Raw genomic sequence first — 16,823 nt, 5'->3', positions numbered from 1 at the left:
AAAAGCTTTCGCAAAGGAGTACGTCGCGGGCGGCGCGATGGTCGTCGCCGGAGGCGTCCTGATGGCGACCGGAGTTGGCGGCCAATCGGCGCAGGCCTCGTCGGCGCCGACGTCGACGTCATCGTCCAGAAGGCCACGACCGGCTCCGTCAACTGGGGACAAACCGCCCTCGCAGCCGTCACCGGAGGCCTCGGCAGCAGCATGACAGCGGCACGTCTCAGCGCCGCCGGCATCAACGGCCTCAAAGCCGCCGTCACCTCCGAAGCAGCATCCGGCGCCGCATCCGGTGCCGCAGGCGACGCCTACGCGTACGCCACCGGCCCCGGACCCCACACCGTCGACGGCTTCCTCCAAGCCTCCGGCGGCGGCGCACTCGCCGGCGCCGCCATGGGCGCCGGCGGACCACTACTCGGGCGCGGCCTCTCTGGAGCCGGAGGCGCCGGCAGATCCCTCCTCGGCAAGGAAGCAGACGCCCTCACACCAGACATCACCACATCAAACGAACCTCTCAACGCCGTCACACCCTCTCCCGAGGAATACGTCAACCTCGCCAGCCCCTCACGAACCAGGCATATCCTCGACGGCGACGGGACCTCCGCAGGTAAAGCTGGAGGACATCGGTGGACAGACTCCCCAGACCGGGACCCAAATAAGTCTATGTTCCCCGCGGGGTGGTCCGATGCAAAAATCATGCATGAGGTCTCGGACGTCGCAACAGACCCACCCTTGCCCTGGAAACAGAACAAAGGGCCGTTAGGAAGCGACTACGCAAAAAATGGCGAACCCTCAAGAATCTTGGTCGAGGGGCTGCGGGATGGCATAACCATTCGCGTCATCGTCGAACCGATTGGAGAAGGGATAATAACCGCGTTTCCAATTGATTAAGGAGAACAAGTGGATAAAAAACTTCAAGCCCTGCGCGAGCAGCAGCTAAGCGACTTACTCGAACGGACGATCGGCATGATGAACCCCGATCAAGCCCAGCGCGTCACGGACTACCTCGACCACGGGGAGTACGCGCTCTGCCTTGATCAGCTTGCTTATGAGCTAAGCGAGATCGACGAACCGCTTCCGACCAATGTTATTCAGACAATAGTCTCGCTCGGAACCACGATGGGCCTTGACCCCAGATCCTGGCAAGTTCTGAGATCGGAATGAGCAAAATACCTTATAGAAGGAGGCTTATGCAAAACTCAGGATTTGTCGACCCGGGAGACTATTCACATTGCGTTTCGGTAGAAGTGAGGCTTATGCAAAATTGGTTTCGTTCTGGGTGAAGAAGATTAGTCCGCGGACGGCGTTGAAGGCGTCTGGGAAAGTGAGGCTTATGCAAAAATCGATTGACCCAGTATAAATTAGTGCGTGTCGGTCACGAAAAACACCGGCTGATCCGTTTTGCTTGAAGAGCAACTTCCAACAGAAACTCTTCGCAAAGGAACCAGCCGGTGCACAAGCAGACTACTACAGGGATGACGACCGAGCAATATGCGATTCTCGCCGAACGGATCGAAAACGAATTCCTGTGGCAGCGGCGGCGAGGACGGCCACGCAGACTGTCGCTCGCCGGGGCACTACAGGTCACTCTTCTCTACTATCGCCACAACGTCACCGAACAGTTGATCGCCGATGTGGTCGGTGTCAGTCAGTCGACCGTGTCGCGAACAATCGCGCTAGTGGAAGCGATGCTCACTGTCGTGACCGACGACGAGCAGCCGGACGTCGAGGCTGCGGTCGGCGAGACGACGGCCGTCATCGACGGGACCCTCCTCCCGTGCTGGTCCTGGGCAGACGCGCCCGAGCTGTACTCCGGCAAGCACAAGACCACGGGGCACACCTGCCAGGTCCTCGCCGATCTCTCCGGTCGGCTGATCCACATTTCGGATCCGATTCCGGGCAAACACCATGATGCTCACGCATTCCGAGAATCACACTTGGCCGACATCATCAACCTCTCGAATACTTTGGCCGACAAAGGCTAGGCGATGTCAAGTCGTCTAAGCAACGGCTTCGTCGAGGAGTAGCCGCTCGAAGACTTCGCGCGGGGTTCGGAAGCCGAGGGTCTGCCTGGGTCGGTCGTTGAGTTCGTCGGCGATCGCGTTGAGGTAGGGCTGGTGGTTGGTGATCTCGATGCCCTTGGGGAGGTATTCGCGGATCAGACCATTGGTGTTCTCGTTCGAGGGCCGCTCCCACGGGGACCGCGGGTGCGCGAAGTAGACGGGCAGCTCGGTGGCGAGGGTGAGCTGCGCGTGCCGGGCCATCTCGGTGCCCTGGTCCCATGTGAGGGAGCCGCGCAGATGCGCGGGCAGATCGTCGACCCGGTCGATGAGAGCGTCGGCGACGCCGTCGGAGTCTTTTCCGTCGGGTAGTCCCAGGATGATCGCGAAGCGCGAGTGCCGCTCCACCAGGGTGATCGCCGCGGTCTTGCCGTGCGCTCCGATGATCAGATCTCCCTCCCACGCGCCGGGAACACGCCGGTCCGACGCCTCCTCGGGCCGGTCATCGATGGAAACCATGCCCACAATGCGTCCGCCGGTGCGTTCCCCGAGCGGCCGGCGTCGCTTGCGGGTCGTCTGTTTCGAGCGCAACAGGATGCCTTCGCGGGCGAGTTCGCCCTTGGGGTGGGCGTAGATCCATCGGTAGATCGCCTCGTGGGACACGGTGCGGCCTGCGGCGTCGGGTGAATGCGTCATCGTGTCAACGCTCGCGTCCGCCGCCTCCAGGCGCAACCGGCCCGCGATCTGCCGCGGCGTCCGCGAACGCTTCAGATCCGCTCGAACCCGCGCCGACAGCACAGAATCGGCATCGATCAGTCGCTCCTGCGGACGGGCTCGCCGCTTGCGAGCCTTCGTCTGCGCCGAGACGGGCTGATACCCGCGGGTCTTGAGCGAGTTCCGGCTCCGCTCACGCCACACGACCGTCCGGTCGCGGTCGATCAACTCGGCGATCTCCCGATCGCTCAGCCCCTGCTTGATCCCGACCGCGATCTGAGCCCGATCCTCAAACGACAACTGCCGACGCACCACCAGCAACCCCCTCCGTTGCTACGACGCTATGACACCGCCCTACCAAGGCGCCGGAATGATCACACCAATAAAAAGGAGACCCGGCGAAGAACATTTGCCAGAGCACGCGAAACAGCACAACCGTTTCGTGAACACTCACCGCTACGTGATCGAGAGAACAATCGCTAACATTAAAACCTGGCGAATCTTCCACACCGACTACAGACGACCACTGCACACTTTCCCAGACGCCTTCAACGCCGTCCGCGGACTAATCTTCTTCACCCAGAACGAAACCAATTTTGCATAAGCCTCAAGATAGTAGATCTTTGGATTATTGATCTATATCTGGACTCTGCAGAGTACCATTAAGCGCGATAAGCACAAGAGCCAATAATGAGGCTCAAACAGAACTCGCGTGGCAGTTCCGGTCACATCACGCATCATCATGCGCAGGAGAACCGTGGACGATCAGCGACTCCGCCGTGTGCGCACCGACCTCCGCACGGTGCTCCACCGGGTGCGACGGCGACTCGATCTCTAGACCGAGGTGTACCTGCGGCATCCCCCGAGCCGAGAAGATTTCGCCCTCTGCCTGGAGGAGCTCCTCCACGGACTGGACAGCGAGAACTGGCCGGACGTCCTGACCCGGCACTACCCTGTCGCGTCCATCGTGAACCTTGACATAGTGATGGATCGAGTCCCGCGGTGTGCGGGTACCCATGCCTCGTCCGGGACGGAGGAGGAGGGAGCCGGGCCGATTGCTTCCCTCCGCGCGAGGGGCCTCTGGCGCCACAAGTACCGCGGGCCGATGCGTCCGGAGACCGAGCACATTCTGCGCAGGAGCCTAGGCATGCTGTACTCCGAACGGATGGAGCGCGCCCTCGACCACCTGCTCGATCGGCTGGAGGAGCGTTTCGATCCCGACTGGTTCGCCTGGTGCCGAGACTTCAACAAGCACACGGAGTACGTGCTCTGCCTGGAGACGGCCGTCGATGCCCTCGACGACTCCGACTCGAAAGTCCCCGCTCTGCTTCTCGACCGGATCCATGAGCTCGCGCGCATCATGAGGATGTCGGGTCGGGGTCTGGATCGCCTCCCATCGTTGTGAGCCGGGGCGACGCCGCGCGCATACCTCCGCACCGACGACGACCCGAGAAGGACCACGACCACGAGCGTCCGTCCAGGAGCCCGGACCTACGACCCGATCTCCTGATACGCCGCGAACAGCAGCGACGTCTCCGGCCCCTGCAGGATGCTCGGCCGGGCGATGTCGTCGAGAACCACGAAGCGGAGCATGCCCGCGCGGGTCTTCTTGTCGCGCTGCATGGCGGCGAGGAGCGTCTCCCACCGGCCGAGCGGGTAGCTCGTCGGTAGCGTCAGCGACTCGAGGACGCTGCGCTGCCGGTCGACCACAGCGTCGCTGAGCGAGCCAGTCAGGCGCGAGAGCTCGGCGGCGAACATCATCCCGACGGAGACTGCCGCACCGTGGCGCCACTGGTAGCGTTCGGCGTGCTCGACCGCGTGCCCGAGGGTGTGCCCGTAGTTCAGGATCTCGCGCAGGCCCTTCTCGGTGAAGTCCTCGCCCACGACGCGCGCCTTGATCCCGATCGAGAGTTCGACCAGGCTGCGGAACTCCTCGGATGTGGGATCGGTGGCCAGGTCGATGTCGGACTCGATGATGTCGAGGATGCGCGGCTCGGCGATCATCCCGTACTTCACGATCTCGCCGAAGCCGGCGAGGATCTCGTTGCGCGGGAGGCTGGTCAGCACGTCGAGGTCGGCCACGACGGCGCGCGGGGCGTGGAAGGCCCCAACCAGGTTCTTGCCCTCGGCCGTATTAATGCCGGTCTTACCGCCGACGGCCGCGTCGACCATCCCGAGCACGGTGGTCGGCACCTGCACCAGGTCCACACCGCGGAGCCAGGTGGCGGCGACGAAGCCGGCCAGATCGGTGATCGCGCCTCCGCCGAAGCCGACCACGACGTCCGTGCGGGTGAAGTCGGACTGGCCCATCACCTGCCAGCAGAAGGCCGCGACCTCGACGCGCTTCGCGGCCTCGGCGTCCGGCACCTCGGCGAGCAGCACCTCGTAGCGCTCGAGCAGGCTCTCGCGGATCTCGGCGGCCAGCACCGCGAGGGTCGGCGGGTGCACGATGAGCACCTTCGCGGCGCGCGGGCCGATCGCGTCGGCCAGGCCGTCGAGGAGTCCGCGCCCGACGTGGATGTCGTAGCCGTTCTCTCCGCTGACGGTGAGGGCGGTGGTGCCGTCGTTCATGACTGTCTTCCGCTCGGGCGGCTGGGCGCCGCCGGGTCCGATGGTGCAGGGATGTCGGAGGGACGCTGCGCGCGCACCCACTCCGCGGTCTCAGCAGCGATCACGGTGATCGGTCGCCGCGAGGTGTCGACGACGAAATCGGCGAGGGCCTCGTAGATCGGGCGTCGCGCGTCGAAGATGCGGGTCCAGTCGGCCACGCCGCCGCGCACCAGGGGTCGGGAGCCGGAGCCGAGCCGGTCGCGGACGGCCTCGGCCGTGGTGGTCAGTAGCACGACCGGCACGACCGCGAGGTCGGCGCGGGTGGCTGTGTCGAGCACCGCTCCCCCGCCGAGGCTGAGGACAACGTCGCGACGGACGGCGCGTTCGACGACGCGGCGCTCCTCTCGGCGGAAAGCGGCCTCGCCGTGGGCGTCGAAGTAGGGGGCGATCGGTCCGTGGCTGCGCACGAACTCGGCGTCGGAGTCGACGAAGTCGGCGCTCAGCGCCTTCGCGACCCGCCTGCCGATCGTCGTCTTGCCGGCACCCATCGGGCCGATCAGGACGACGCGGGCGCGGGCCGCGCCGGTATCGTGTCCCGCCATCAGCGTGCGGCCGTCGGGCGCGGCATCAGGCGAGCCCGAGCGCCGGGTCGCTCTCGGACACCGTGCGCAGCTCGTCGGGGATGGCGGCGAGGTAGCCCCGGAGGTTGCGCCGGGTCTCCGCGACGCTGTCGCCGCCAAACTTCTCAAGGACCGCGTTCGCGAGAACCAGCGCGACCATCGCCTCGGCGACGACGCCCGAGGCGGGGACGGCGCAGACGTCGGAACGCTGGTGGTGCGCACCGGCCGCCTCCCCGGTCGCGACGTCGACGGTGCGCAGCGCGTGCGGCACCGTCGCGATCGGCTTCATCCCGGCGCGCACCCGCAGCACTGTGCCGGTGCTCATCCCGCCCTCGGTGCCGCCGGCCCGGTCGCTGGAGCGCGCGATGCCCGCTGCCGCCCGGAAGAGCTCGTCGTGCGCCTCGGAGCCGCGGCGGGTCGTGGTGAGGAACCCGTCGCCCACCTCGACGCCCTTGATGGCCTGGATCCCCATCACTGCGGCGGCGAGCTGTGCATCGAGGCGGCGGTCCCAGTGCACGGAGGAGCCGAGCCCGGGCGGGAGGTCGTAGGCGAGCACCTCGACGACCCCACCGAGGGTGTCGCCGTCGTCGTGGGCGCGGTCGACCTCCGCGACCATCAGCGCGCTCGTCGCGGCGTCGTGGCAGCGCAGCGGATCGGCGTCGAGCGTCCCGACGTCGGCGGGCGTCGGAAGCGGCGAACCCTCGGGCACGCGCACCGGGCCGATGGCGAGGGTGTGGCTCACGAGGGTGATGCCCAGCTCGCCGAGGAACCGACGTGCCACGGCGCCGAGCGCGACGCGCGCGGCTGTCTCGCGGGCAGAGGCGCGCTCCAGCACGTTGCGCGATTCGGAGAAGCCGTACTTCTGCATGCCGACGAGGTCGGCGTGACCGGGACGCGGCCGAGTGAGCGCCGCTCCCCGGCCCTTGGGCAGCGACTCCGGGTCCCGCGGTTCGGCCGACATGACGTCCACCCAGCGCGGCCACTCGGTGTTGCCGATCCGCAGGGCGATCGGGCTGCCCATAGTGGCGCCGTGACGGATGCCGGAGGAGATCGTCAGCTCATCCTGCTCGAAGTTCATGCGGGCGCCGCGACCGTAGCCGAGCTTCCGGCGCGCCAGATCGGCGCGGATGTCGTCGAGGGAGACGGGGACACCCGCCGGCAGTCCTTCGAGGACGGCGACGAGTTCGGGACCGTGGGATTCCCCGGCCGTGAGCCAACGGAGCATCCTCCGATTCTGGCATACGCCCTCAGTGCAGCGGGCCCGGTGCTACCGCTCGCCGCATCGCGGCCAGCACCTCGTCCTCGTGCTCGAGGGCCGCGGCGGGATCGCCGGCGACGAAGATGCGGACCTGGACGAGCGCCTGGTGGAGCAGCATTCCCAGGCCCGAGACGACCGGCGACCCGGCCGCCTCCCAGTGCCGCGCGAGTGCGCTCGGCCACGGGGAGTACGCGACGTCGAAGAGCGTCGAGGCGGCGACGACCGCCTCCGGGACCTCGAGCGCGTCGGCGGCCCCGCCCGGCAGGGTCGAGACCACCAGCGGAGCGGGCTCCCCCGCGGCCCACGCGGAGAATGGCCTCACGTCGAGCGCCAGGTCCAGCGCGGCCGCCACGGGAGCGAGAGCAGCCGCCTTCTCGGGCGAGCGCAACGTCAGTGTGACGCGGCTCGCGCCCAGCTCGGCGGCCGCGGCGAGTGCGGACGCGGCGGTCGCGCCTCCGCCCAGCACCTCGATGCGGGGGACGGAGCCGACTCCAGCGTCACGCAACGCCCGCACGATGCCCGCGACATCGGTGTTGAAGCCGCGGAGCCTGGGACCCGCGCCCGAGCGGTCGACGAGCACCGTGTTCACCGCTCCGGTCGTCCGCGCGACAGGGTCCTCCTCGGCGAGCAGAGGCCGGACGGCGTGCTTCAGGGGCATGGTCAGCGAGAGGCCGTGCCAGCGCTCGCCGGACACGACCGCGGCGAGCGTCGCCTCCGTGGTCTCGACGGCGCTGTAGCTCCAGTCGAGCCCGAGCACCCGGTAGGCCGCCGCATGCAGGGCGGGCGACTTCGAATGCGCGATCGGCGCGCCGAGGACCGCGAGGCGGTACCCGGCGGCCGTCACTGGTACTCCGGGTGGTCCCGCATCCACGCCTGCCACTGGGCGACGGCGGCGTTGTGCTCGGCGTCGGTCGTCGAGTAAACCGTCTCACCGGTCTGCAGGTTCACTGTGACGAAGTACATCCAGGTGCCGTCTGCCGGATGCAGGACCGCGTCGATCGCGACGTCGCCCGGGTTCGAGATCGGTGCGGGCGGCAGGCCGTCGCGCTGGTAGGTGTTGTAGACGTTGTTCACGTCGTTCCGCTCGGCGTCGGTCGTCGAGACCCGATCGGTCGCTCCGGTGCCGTAGGCGACCGTCGCATCGGACTGGAGGCGCCAACCCTGATCGAGCCGGTTCTGGAACACGCGCGCAACCTTCGGGAAGTCCTCCGCGACGCGGGCCTCGCGCTGCACGAGGGAGGCGAACACCACAACGCGGTAGCGGTCGTCGACGGGCACGCCGGCCCGGTCGAGGGAGGCGAACATCCGGTCGACGAGGGTCTTGAGGATGTCGTGCGCAGATGTGGACGGATTGATGTCGTACGTCGCGGGGAACAGGAATCCCTCGAGGCTGGTCGCGCCCGCCGGGAGTCCGAACGAGCCCCAGTCGGCGGCCGCGGCCTCGAGATCGGCCAGCGCCACACCGGTTCCGTCGGCGATCAGCGGCAACGCCGCCTTCAGTGCCGTCCCCTCGGGAATGACGAACGTGTTGGCGAGGCGGGTCGACTCGGAGTCGAGCAGCGCCGAGAGGGCGGCCTTCGCGCTCATCTCGGCCTTGAGCGAGTAGGCGCCGGCCTGGAACACGGGCTCCGGGCTCTGCGCGAGGAGAAGCTGGTAGAACGGCGCGTACGACCTGATGACGCCGTCCGAGACGAGATTGTTGGCGATATCGCTGCCGTCGTCCCCCTGATGGATGGTGAAGATCACCTCGCTCGTCCCCGTGCCGGTGAAATCCGCGGGCTCCGACTCCGCGAACAGGCCGCGGACGGGCTCGATGAAGATGGTGACGGCGATCGCCACGAGAGCGGCGAAGACGCCGAACGCGAGCAGCCCGCCGATCAGGCCCCGGCGCGTGCGGCGCTTCCGGGTGCTGCGCGAGCGGCGGCGGGAGGAGGAGGGCCGGGCGACCGGATCGATCGGGACCGCTTCGCCGCGGCCCCTCGCCTCCGGAACCGCCGGTCCGGTGAAGAGCCGGTCGAACGGATCGCGCGCTCCCGCCTCACTCAAGGCGTGGGCACGGTCCGGGTTCGGACGCTGCGGAGCCGACTGCGCGGACTCGGCGGCGCGGACGTCGCGGCGGCTCGGGGGGACGTCGGTCACGAATTGGTCCTTCGTTCGTTTCGAGCGCGGCTCCGGCCGGGGTGCCGGCCGAGCGTTCGGAATCGATGGCGTGCTGCAGGATCACCACGGCGGCGACCTGGTCGATCACGGCGCGGAAGCCGCGTGTACTGCGTCCGGAACGGTGCAGAGCGCTCTGGGCGGTCACCGTCGACAGCCGCTCGTCCACGAGCCGCACCGGGGCGGTCGGAATCGCTTCGGCGAGCCGTCGAGCGAATCCGCGTGCATCCTCGGTGGAGGCCGTCTCGGAACCCGACAACGACAACGGCAGGCCTACGATGATCGCCTCGGCATCGTACTCGGCCGCCAGGAGAGCGATCCTGGAGATGTCCGAGGAATCGCCGTCGCCCGAGCGGGCGACCGTCTCGATCGGCACGGCGAGCAGACCGTCGGCGTCGCAGCGGGCGACTCCGATGCGGGAGCGCCCCACATCGATACCGAGCCTGACACCGAACCTCGGCATTCAGCGGGTCGCTTCCTGTACCACGACCTCGAGCGCGGAGCCGATCATCGAGGCGTCCGAGCCGCCGCCCTGGGCGAGGTCGTCCTTGCCGCCGCCGCCACCACCGAGGATCCCGGCCGCGCGCTTCGCGAGTGCTCCGGCGCGGCGGCCCCGGTCGCGCGCCGCCTGGTTGGTCGCAACGATGACCGCCGGCTTGCCTCCGACCTCGGCCGCGAGGGCGACGACGACGGGGTCCTGGCCCAGCCGCTCCCGGACGGAGGTGACCAGCGAGCGCAGCTCGTCCGTCGAGCCCGCGGTACCGATGCTCTCGGCGACGACGGTCGTCCCGTTGATGCTGCGGCGGTTCGCGGTGATCGCGGGCACGCGATCGGCGAGCGCGCGCGCCTCGAAGGCGGCGATCCGCTTCTCGGCGGCCTTCAGGCTCGCGACGAGCTCGCCGATGCGCTCGGGCAGCTGCTCGCGAGGCGTCTTGAGCGACGACGAGATGGTGCTGACCAGTGCGCGCTCGGCGGCGAGTCCCCGGAACGCCTCACGGCCCACGAGCGACTCGACGCGGCGGTTCGTCGACCCGACGGAGGACTCGCTGACGACGCTGATCAGGCCGACCTCGGCGGAGCGACCGACGTGGGTGCCTGCGCAGAGCTCGCGCGACCACGGTCCGCCGATGTCGACCACGCGCACGACGTCGCCGTACTTCTCGCCGAAGAGTGCCATCGCGCCGAGCGCTTTGGCCTCGTCGAGCGGGAGCTCGCGGGTGACGACCTCGAGATTGTCGCGGATCGCGGAGTTCGCGATCTCCTCGATCTCGCTGCGCGTCTCGAGCGAGAGCGCCTGGTTCCAGGAGAAGTCCAGACGAAGGTACCCGGCCTTGTTGTAGGAGCCGGACTGGTGCGCCTGCGGGCCGAGCACCTGGCGCAGCGCGGCGTGGATGAGGTGCGTGCCCGAGTGGGCCTGCGTGGCGCCCCGGCGCCAGTCGCGGTCAACGACGGAGGTGGCGGCGTCGCCCACTCCGACCTCGCCGCTGGCGACCTGCACCGTGTGGCTGATGAGCCCCTTGACCGGCTTCTGCACGTCGAGGACCTCGAGATCGAAGCCCGAGCCGACGATCCGGCCGGCGTCCGCCTCCTGGCCGCCCGACTCCGCGTAGAGCGACGTGGCCTCGAGGATCACCTCGGCGATGTCACCCGCGACCGCCTTCGTCACGGAGTGACCGCCGACGATGAGGCCGACGATGCGCGACGGGGTGTCGAGCATGTCGTACCCGGTGAAGACCGTCTCGCCCTGCGCACGGAAGTCCGCGTAGACCGACAGATCGGCCAGCGCGGACTTCTTGGACTTCGCGTCGGCTTTCGCCCGCGTCCGCTGCGCCGTCATCAAGGAGTCGAACGCCTCGCGGTCGACCGAGAGGCCCGATTCCTCGGCGATCTCGAGGGTGAGGTCGATCGGGAAGCCGAAGGTGTCGTGCAGAAGGAACGCGGTGTCGCCCGGCAGCGTCGGCGATTCGGCCTTCTTCGTCTTGAGGACGGCGAGGTCGAGGATCTCGGTGCCTGCAGCGAGGGTGCGCAGGAACGCCTCCTCCTCGCCGTACGCGCTGGTCGACAGGCGCTCGAACTCGGTGGAGACCTCGGGGTAGGCCGCCGCCATCGCGTCGCGCGAGGCGGTGAAGAGCTCGGGGAACGTCGCGGTGTCCACGCCGAGCAGGCGCATGGCCCGTACGGTCCGGCGCATCAGACGGCGGAGGATGTAGCCGCGGCCCTCGTTCGAGGGCGTCACGCCGTCCGACAGGAGCATGAGCGAGGAGCGCACGTGGTCGGCGATGACGCGCATCCGCACATCGTCCTCGTGCACCGCGCCGTAGCGTCGGCCCGAGAGCTCGGCCGCGCGGTCGAGGACCGGGCGCACCTGGTCGATCTCGTACATGTTCTCGACACCCTGTTTGAGGAACGCGACCCGCTCGAGGCCCATGCCGGTGTCGATGTTCTTCCGCGGCAGCTCGCCCAGGATGTCGAAGTCGACCTTGCTCGTGCCCTCGCCGCGGAGGTACTGCATGAAGACGAGGTTCCAGATTTCGACGTAACGGTCATCGTCCGTGGCGGGGCCACCGTCGGCGCCGTAGGCGGGCCCGCGGTCGAAGAAGATCTCGGAGCACGGTCCGGCGGGGCCCGGCTGACCGGTGGACCAGTAGTTGGTGTCTCTCTCGAGGCGCTGGATGCGCTCGTCCGGCAGTCCCGCGATCTTCTTCCAGAGTGCGATGGCCTCGTCGTCGTCCTTGTAGACGGTGACCCAGAGGTCCTTCTCGTCGAAGCCGAGACTGCCGTCGCTCTCGGCGCCGGTCAGCAGCTCCCAGGCGTAGCCGATCGCGCCCTCCTTGAAGTAGTCCCCGAAGGAGAAGTTGCCGTTCATCTGGAAGAACGTGCCGTGACGCGGGGTCTTGCCGACCTCCTCGATGTCGTTCGTCCGGATGCACTTCTGCACACTCGTCGCTCGCGGGTACGGCGCTGGGACCACTCCGGTGAGGTACGGCACGAAGGGCACCATGCCGGCGACGGTGAAGAGGAGGCTCGGGTCCTCGCTGACGAGGGAGGCGGAGGGCACCACGGTGTGGCCGCGGCTTCCGAAGAAGTCGAGCCAGCGGTTGCGGATGTCTGCGGTCTGCATGGGTTCCGTTACGGTTCGGTCGGTGACGACGCGGATGTCGGACGGCGGGGCGTCAGCCCTCGCCGATGGCGGCCTTCAGCTCGGCCTCGCGCTGGTGGTAGCCCTCGGAGACGGCCTCGCCGAGCTCCTTCGCGGTGCGGTTGATGTCGGCGAAGAAGCGGGCGCCCGCCTCGGTGCGGGAGACCCGGTGGGCGAGAGCGAATCCGAGGCCGATCCCGAGGACGATCAGGGCGAGGTTCTTCACGGGGGTTCCTTCCACGGCGGTGCGGCGGGCGCGGGGGCGCGGCGGCCCTCTCGATTCTAGGGCGCGGAATCCGAGCTACTCGGAGGAGCGGCGGCGCGCGCGCGTCGAGCGTTTCGCGGCGCGGCGTCCGGCGACCGCTCCGGACGTGTCGGCGGTGCGACCGGCGACCAGGACCGCGCGGACCCCGGCCGTGAAGCCGGCGAGCTTGATCAGGGGGCCGCCGACGGTCGCAGCGGTCAGGGCGACCAGCGCGTTGACGTTGCCGGTCACCTCGGCCACGTCCTTTGTGATGACGTCGACTCGGGCGAGCTGGTGGTTCGCCTCGCGGAGGGTCGACGCCGATTCGTCGAGGATCGGAGTCAGGCCGTCGCTGGCCTGCTTGATCGCCTCGCTGGTGCTGTCGAAGACCCGTCCGAGCTTCCAGAGCGGGATGGCGATGATCCCCACGAGGATCGCGAACACTCCTGCCGCGATGAGCCCTGCGATGTCTCCACCGGACACGGTGACCTCCGTTCGTCGCCGCCAGATGCGGCACTCCACCCTACTGACGGCTTATGGGCGGGACGGACGTCGGCCGCACGACGGCCGCCTCGCGATCTGCGGGAGCTTCGACGAGAGTCGGCCGTTCCACCGCGGATCGGCAGGTCGCGCGGTGACATCCCCTGCTGATCACACAGGCACTGCACGTCGTACGAGCTCCCGAAGACCACATCGAAGCGTGCACATCGCACGACCCCGGGAACGGGAAAGGCCCCGGCAGGACACCGGGGCCTTCCTCGTGCGGTGCTGGAGTCAGCGGGCCGCGTAGTACTCGACGACGAGCTGCACTTCGCAGGTCACGGGGACCTCGGCGCGCTTCGGGCGGCGGAGGAGAGTCGCCTGCAGCTTGTCGATCTCGACCTCGAGGTAGCCCGGGGTCTTGGGGAGGACGTCGACATGCCCGCCAGCAGCGGCGACCTGGAAGGGCTCGGTTCCCTCGGAGCGGGTCTTGACGTGGATGACCTGGCCCGGCTTCACGCGGAAGGAGGGGCGGTCGACCGTCTTGCCGTCCACCATGATGTGGCGGTGGGTCACGAACTGGCGGGCCTGCGCGGTGGTGCGGGCGAAACCCGAGCGCAGGACGAGGGCGTCGAGGCGCATCTCGAGGAGCTCGACCAGGTTCTCACCGGTCAGGCCCTGGGTGCGGCGCGCCTCCTGGAAGGCGATGCGCAGCTGCTTCTCACGGATGCCGTACTGGGCGCGCAGACGCTGCTTCTCACGCAGGCGGACCGCGTAGTCGGAGTCGGCCTTGCGCTTCGAGCGGCCGTGCTCACCGGGAGCGTAGGGACGCTTCTCGAGGTAGCGGGCCGCCTTCGGGGTCAGGGGGATGCCGAGGGCGCGCGAGAGGCGCGTCTTCGAACGGGTGCGGGAGGTGGTCGACACTGTGGTCCTTCCAAGGTCTGAGAGGTTCGGTCGCAGCACTCGACCGCCGGCTCCGGGAGGAGGGCGGCCGCCGAGGTCGTGTCCGCTCGCGGGCGCGAGGGGAAGGGTGACCGCGGTGGCGTGCTGCGCGATTCAGAGGGATGCGCTGCTCCGCTCGGCTACAGAGCGGTGGGCAACCTCGCAAGGCTATCAGGTGCGGGCCACTCCCACACACGGATCTCCGGACCGGCTCAGCCCCGCGTCCCGCGGATGATCCGGAGCAGCTTCGCCCAGCGGGCCGAGACGTCGCGCTCGTTGCCGTGCTCTGTGGGCTGGTAGTACCGGGCGCCCCGGAGGGAGTCCGGAAGATACTGCTGCTCGAGAACGCCGAGCTCGGCGTCGTGGGGATAGCGGTAGCCGTCGCCGTGCCCCAGGCGCTTGGCGCCCGGATAGTGCGCGTCGCGCAGGTGGGCCGGCACCCGGCCTGCCTTTCCGGCGCGGACGTCGGCGACGGCGGCGTTGATCGCCGAGTAGGAGGCGTTGGACTTGGGCGCGGTGGCGAGGTGCACGACGGCCTGCGCGAGGGGGATCCGCCCCTCCGGCATCCCGATGAGCTGCACCGCGTCGGCCGCGGCGATGGCGACGACGAGCGCCTGCGGGTCGGCCATCCCGATGTCCTCGGACGCCGAGACGATGATGCGGCGGGCGATGAAACGCGGGTCCTCCCCCGCCTCGATCATGCGCGCGAGGTAGTGCAGCGCGGCGTCGACGTCGGAGCCGCGGATCGACTTGATGAAGGCGCTGATGACGTCGTAGTGCTCGTCGCCGTTGCGGTCGTAGCGCAGGAGGGCGCGATCGACCGCCCGCGCGACGACATCGGTGGTGATCACCGGCAGGTCCGGCTCCTCGGCGAGGGCATCGGAGGGCTCGTCACCGTCCTCCTCCTCGTCGTCCTCCGACTCGGCTGCGGCCCGTGCGACGCGATCGGCCTCTCGCGCCTCCGAGCGTGCGGAGGTCGCCGCCGCCTCGAGGGCGGTCAGCGCACGCCGAGCATCGCCCGAGGCGAGACGCACGATGCTCGCTCGCGCCTCCTCCTCAAGCACGACGGCATCGCGCAGACCTCGCTCGTCGTGCAGCGCCCGGTCGACCAGGACGCCCAGATCGTCGTCGCTCAGCGGTTCGAGGGTCAGCAGGAGCGAGCGGGAGAGGAGCGGCGCGATGACCGAGAACGACGGGTTCTCGGTCGTCGCGGCGATGAGGATCACCCAGCCGTTCTCGACGCCCGGGAGCAGGGCATCCTGCTGCGCCTTCGAGAAGCGGTGGATCTCGTCGAGGAACAGCACGGTGGAGGTGCCGTAGAGATCGCGGGTCGACAGCGCCTCTTCCATCACCTGCCGCACGTCCTTCACCCCTGCCGTGACCGCCGAGAGCTCGACGAAGCGCCGCCCGCTCGAATGGGCGACGGCCTGCGCGAGCGTCGTCTTGCCCGTGCCGGGAGGGCCCCAGAGGATGACCGAGACCGCGCCGCGCTCGCCCGTCGTGTCGGCCGCGAGGGCGACCAGCGGCGACCCCGGGGTGAGCAGATGCCGCTGGCCCGCCACCTCGTCGAGACTGCGCGGCCTCATCCGGACGGCGAGCGGAGTCGCGCCCGAGCGGAGCCCGGCCTGCTGCATGGTCATGCGACCAGCGTAACGACGGCCTCCGACACTGCTGCGGAGCGGCGTTTGTCCGGTCTTCGAGGAGTCTCGTAGGCTCGACCCGGCCTGCGCGCGCGGGTCGCCGCGCCGACGGAGCGCGGTCGAGGACGTCGGAGGAACACGTGGCCCAGGGCAAGTCGAACGACCGCGAGGCGCGCACCCGGCTCCGGGCCTACCAGGCCCGCCAGAGCCTGCACCGCGCGCGGCAGAGGCGCCGCGTACGCGACAACGTGCTCGGCTCGATCGCCGCGGTCGTCGTGATCGCCCTGGCCGTGGTCGCGCAGCTCTTCTACTTCTCGGGCGGCCCCGGCACGCCGGTCGCCGAGCCGACACCGTCCGGGTCGGCCTCCGCGACTCCGGTGCCGACCGGCGAGAACAGCGGGGACGTCCCCTCCGCCGACATCGCCGAGGGCCGCGACTGGACCGGAACCCTGACGATCAACGACGACCCGCTGGAGCTCACCCTCGCCGGGGCTTCCGCCCCGCAGGCGGTCTCCTCCTTCATCTCGCTGACCCAGTCCGGCTTCTACGACGGGACCCCCTGCCACCGCCTCACCACGGAGGGCCTCTACGTTCTGCAGTGCGGAGACCCCGACGGCACCGGCACCGGCGGACCGGGCTACAGCTACGGACCGGTCGAGAACGCACCGGAGGACGGCGTCTACCCCGCCGGGACCATCGCGATGGCCCGCCAGAGCGGCAACGGCTACAGCCAGGGCAGCCAGTTCTTCGTCGTCTACCAGGACACGACCCTCCCCGCCGACGCCGCCGGCGGCTACACCGTGATCGGCCGGGTCGTCTCCGGGCTCGACGCTCTCGTGAACGACGTGGTGGCCAAGGGCACCGCCGACGGGTCGACGGACGGCGCCCCGGCCGAACCGGTGGCGATCACCTCGGTCTCCGTCCAGTAGTCGCACCGCCGCCACGAGCACGAACCTCCCGCGCAGCGAGTGCAATAGGCTTGTCGTCACTGCCCGTTCGCGGCCGAACGCGGTCTTCGGCCCTTCGGCCGTCGAGCCCCGCCGGCCGACGACGCGACAGGCACCGAGAAGCACGACATCGAACAG

General features: G+C 68.9%; 18 protein-coding genes. 6 read left to right on the top strand and 12 right to left on the bottom strand.

The window, feature by feature from the left end:
- The first annotated feature begins 201 nt into the window (after window positions 1-201).
- From GSU10_RS06830 to GSU10_RS06820, 3 genes are all read left to right on the top strand, one after another.
- Entirely contained in the window at window positions 202-885 is a 684-nt protein-coding gene (locus tag GSU10_RS06830; protein ID WP_082845079.1) for an EndoU domain-containing protein, read from the top strand.
- A 9-nt stretch (window positions 886-894) separates the two neighbouring features.
- Complete coding sequence (locus tag GSU10_RS06825) at window positions 895-1,158, top strand: hypothetical protein (protein WP_068210199.1); 264 nt, start codon at window positions 895-897, stop codon at window positions 1,156-1,158.
- A gap of 311 nt (window positions 1,159-1,469) precedes the next feature.
- Window positions 1,470-1,979: a transposase family protein gene (locus GSU10_RS06820; protein ID WP_159316549.1), complete on the top strand. Its 510-nt coding sequence runs from the start codon at window positions 1,470-1,472 to the stop codon at window positions 1,977-1,979.
- 15 nt (window positions 1,980-1,994) lie between these two features.
- On the opposite strand, the gene GSU10_RS06815 is transcribed toward GSU10_RS06820, so the two are convergent.
- Window positions 1,995-3,023, bottom strand: coding sequence for an IS30 family transposase (locus GSU10_RS06815; RefSeq protein ID WP_159316544.1), 1,029 nt, complete (start codon window positions 3,021-3,023; stop codon window positions 1,995-1,997).
- Window positions 3,024-3,051: 28 nt separating this feature from the next.
- Here GSU10_RS06815 and GSU10_RS15715 point away from each other — a divergent pair, with 28 nt between their 5' ends.
- Both GSU10_RS15715 and GSU10_RS06805 read left to right on the top strand, forming a co-directional pair.
- A complete protein-coding gene (locus GSU10_RS15715; RefSeq protein WP_159316548.1) occupies window positions 3,052-3,312 on the top strand; it encodes a transposase family protein in 261 nt (86 codons plus the stop codon).
- A gap of 543 nt (window positions 3,313-3,855) precedes the next feature.
- Window positions 3,856-4,113: a hypothetical protein gene (locus GSU10_RS06805; RefSeq protein ID WP_132505087.1), complete on the top strand. Its 258-nt coding sequence runs from the start codon at window positions 3,856-3,858 to the stop codon at window positions 4,111-4,113.
- An 86-nt stretch (window positions 4,114-4,199) separates the two neighbouring features.
- On the opposite strand, the gene aroB is transcribed toward GSU10_RS06805, so the two are convergent.
- The 11 genes from aroB to GSU10_RS06750 form a co-directional block, all read right to left on the bottom strand.
- Complete coding sequence (aroB, locus tag GSU10_RS06800; RefSeq protein ID WP_068212436.1) at window positions 4,200-5,279, bottom strand: 3-dehydroquinate synthase; 1,080 nt, start codon at window positions 5,277-5,279, stop codon at window positions 4,200-4,202.
- Window positions 5,276-5,860 carry a shikimate kinase gene (locus tag GSU10_RS06795; RefSeq protein WP_132505089.1) on the bottom strand — a complete coding sequence of 195 codons (585 nt, stop codon included), beginning with the start codon at window positions 5,858-5,860 and terminating at the stop codon, window positions 5,276-5,278. Before GSU10_RS06795 ends, aroB begins: the two co-directional genes overlap by 4 nt.
- Before the next feature lie 25 nt (window positions 5,861-5,885).
- Window positions 5,886-7,103: a chorismate synthase gene (gene aroC, locus GSU10_RS06790; protein ID WP_068212433.1), complete on the bottom strand. Its 1,218-nt coding sequence runs from the start codon at window positions 7,101-7,103 to the stop codon at window positions 5,886-5,888.
- A gap of 22 nt (window positions 7,104-7,125) precedes the next feature.
- A complete protein-coding gene (locus GSU10_RS06785; RefSeq protein ID WP_241972917.1) occupies window positions 7,126-7,980 on the bottom strand; it encodes a shikimate dehydrogenase family protein in 855 nt (284 codons plus the stop codon).
- On the bottom strand, window positions 7,977-9,275 hold the full coding sequence (gene mltG / locus GSU10_RS06780) for an endolytic transglycosylase MltG (protein ID WP_068212431.1): 1,299 nt from the start codon (window positions 9,273-9,275) through the stop codon (window positions 7,977-7,979). The genes GSU10_RS06785 and mltG overlap by 4 nt, the downstream gene beginning before the upstream one ends.
- Window positions 9,175-9,756, bottom strand: coding sequence for a Holliday junction resolvase RuvX (ruvX, locus tag GSU10_RS06775; protein ID WP_132505095.1), 582 nt, complete (start codon window positions 9,754-9,756; stop codon window positions 9,175-9,177). The genes mltG and ruvX overlap by 101 nt, the downstream gene beginning before the upstream one ends.
- Window positions 9,757-12,414, bottom strand: coding sequence for an alanine--tRNA ligase (gene alaS, locus GSU10_RS06770; protein ID WP_132505098.1), 2,658 nt, complete (start codon window positions 12,412-12,414; stop codon window positions 9,757-9,759).
- Between the two features lie 52 nt (window positions 12,415-12,466).
- Complete coding sequence (locus GSU10_RS06765; protein ID WP_068212441.1) at window positions 12,467-12,658, bottom strand: hypothetical protein; 192 nt, start codon at window positions 12,656-12,658, stop codon at window positions 12,467-12,469.
- A gap of 75 nt (window positions 12,659-12,733) precedes the next feature.
- Complete coding sequence (locus GSU10_RS06760) at window positions 12,734-13,159, bottom strand: DUF948 domain-containing protein (protein WP_068210516.1); 426 nt, start codon at window positions 13,157-13,159, stop codon at window positions 12,734-12,736.
- A 291-nt stretch (window positions 13,160-13,450) separates the two neighbouring features.
- Window positions 13,451-14,080 (bottom strand): 30S ribosomal protein S4, encoded by a 630-nt coding sequence (gene rpsD, locus GSU10_RS06755; RefSeq protein WP_068210518.1) that lies wholly within the window; start codon window positions 14,078-14,080, stop codon window positions 13,451-13,453.
- A gap of 230 nt (window positions 14,081-14,310) precedes the next feature.
- Window positions 14,311-15,738, bottom strand: coding sequence for a replication-associated recombination protein A (locus GSU10_RS06750; protein ID WP_082845092.1), 1,428 nt, complete (start codon window positions 15,736-15,738; stop codon window positions 14,311-14,313).
- A gap of 140 nt (window positions 15,739-15,878) precedes the next feature.
- Between GSU10_RS06750 and GSU10_RS06745 the strand changes: the two genes are divergently transcribed.
- Entirely contained in the window at window positions 15,879-16,667 is a 789-nt protein-coding gene (locus GSU10_RS06745; RefSeq protein WP_068210521.1) for a peptidylprolyl isomerase, read from the top strand.
- Window positions 16,668-16,823: the final 156 nt, after the last annotated feature.

The sequence above is a fragment of the Rathayibacter tanaceti genome (genome assembly GCF_009834165.1).
GTDB classification, from domain to species: domain Bacteria; phylum Actinomycetota; class Actinomycetes; order Actinomycetales; family Microbacteriaceae; genus Rathayibacter; species Rathayibacter tanaceti.
This window is presented reverse-complemented; position numbering and strand designations above follow the sequence as displayed.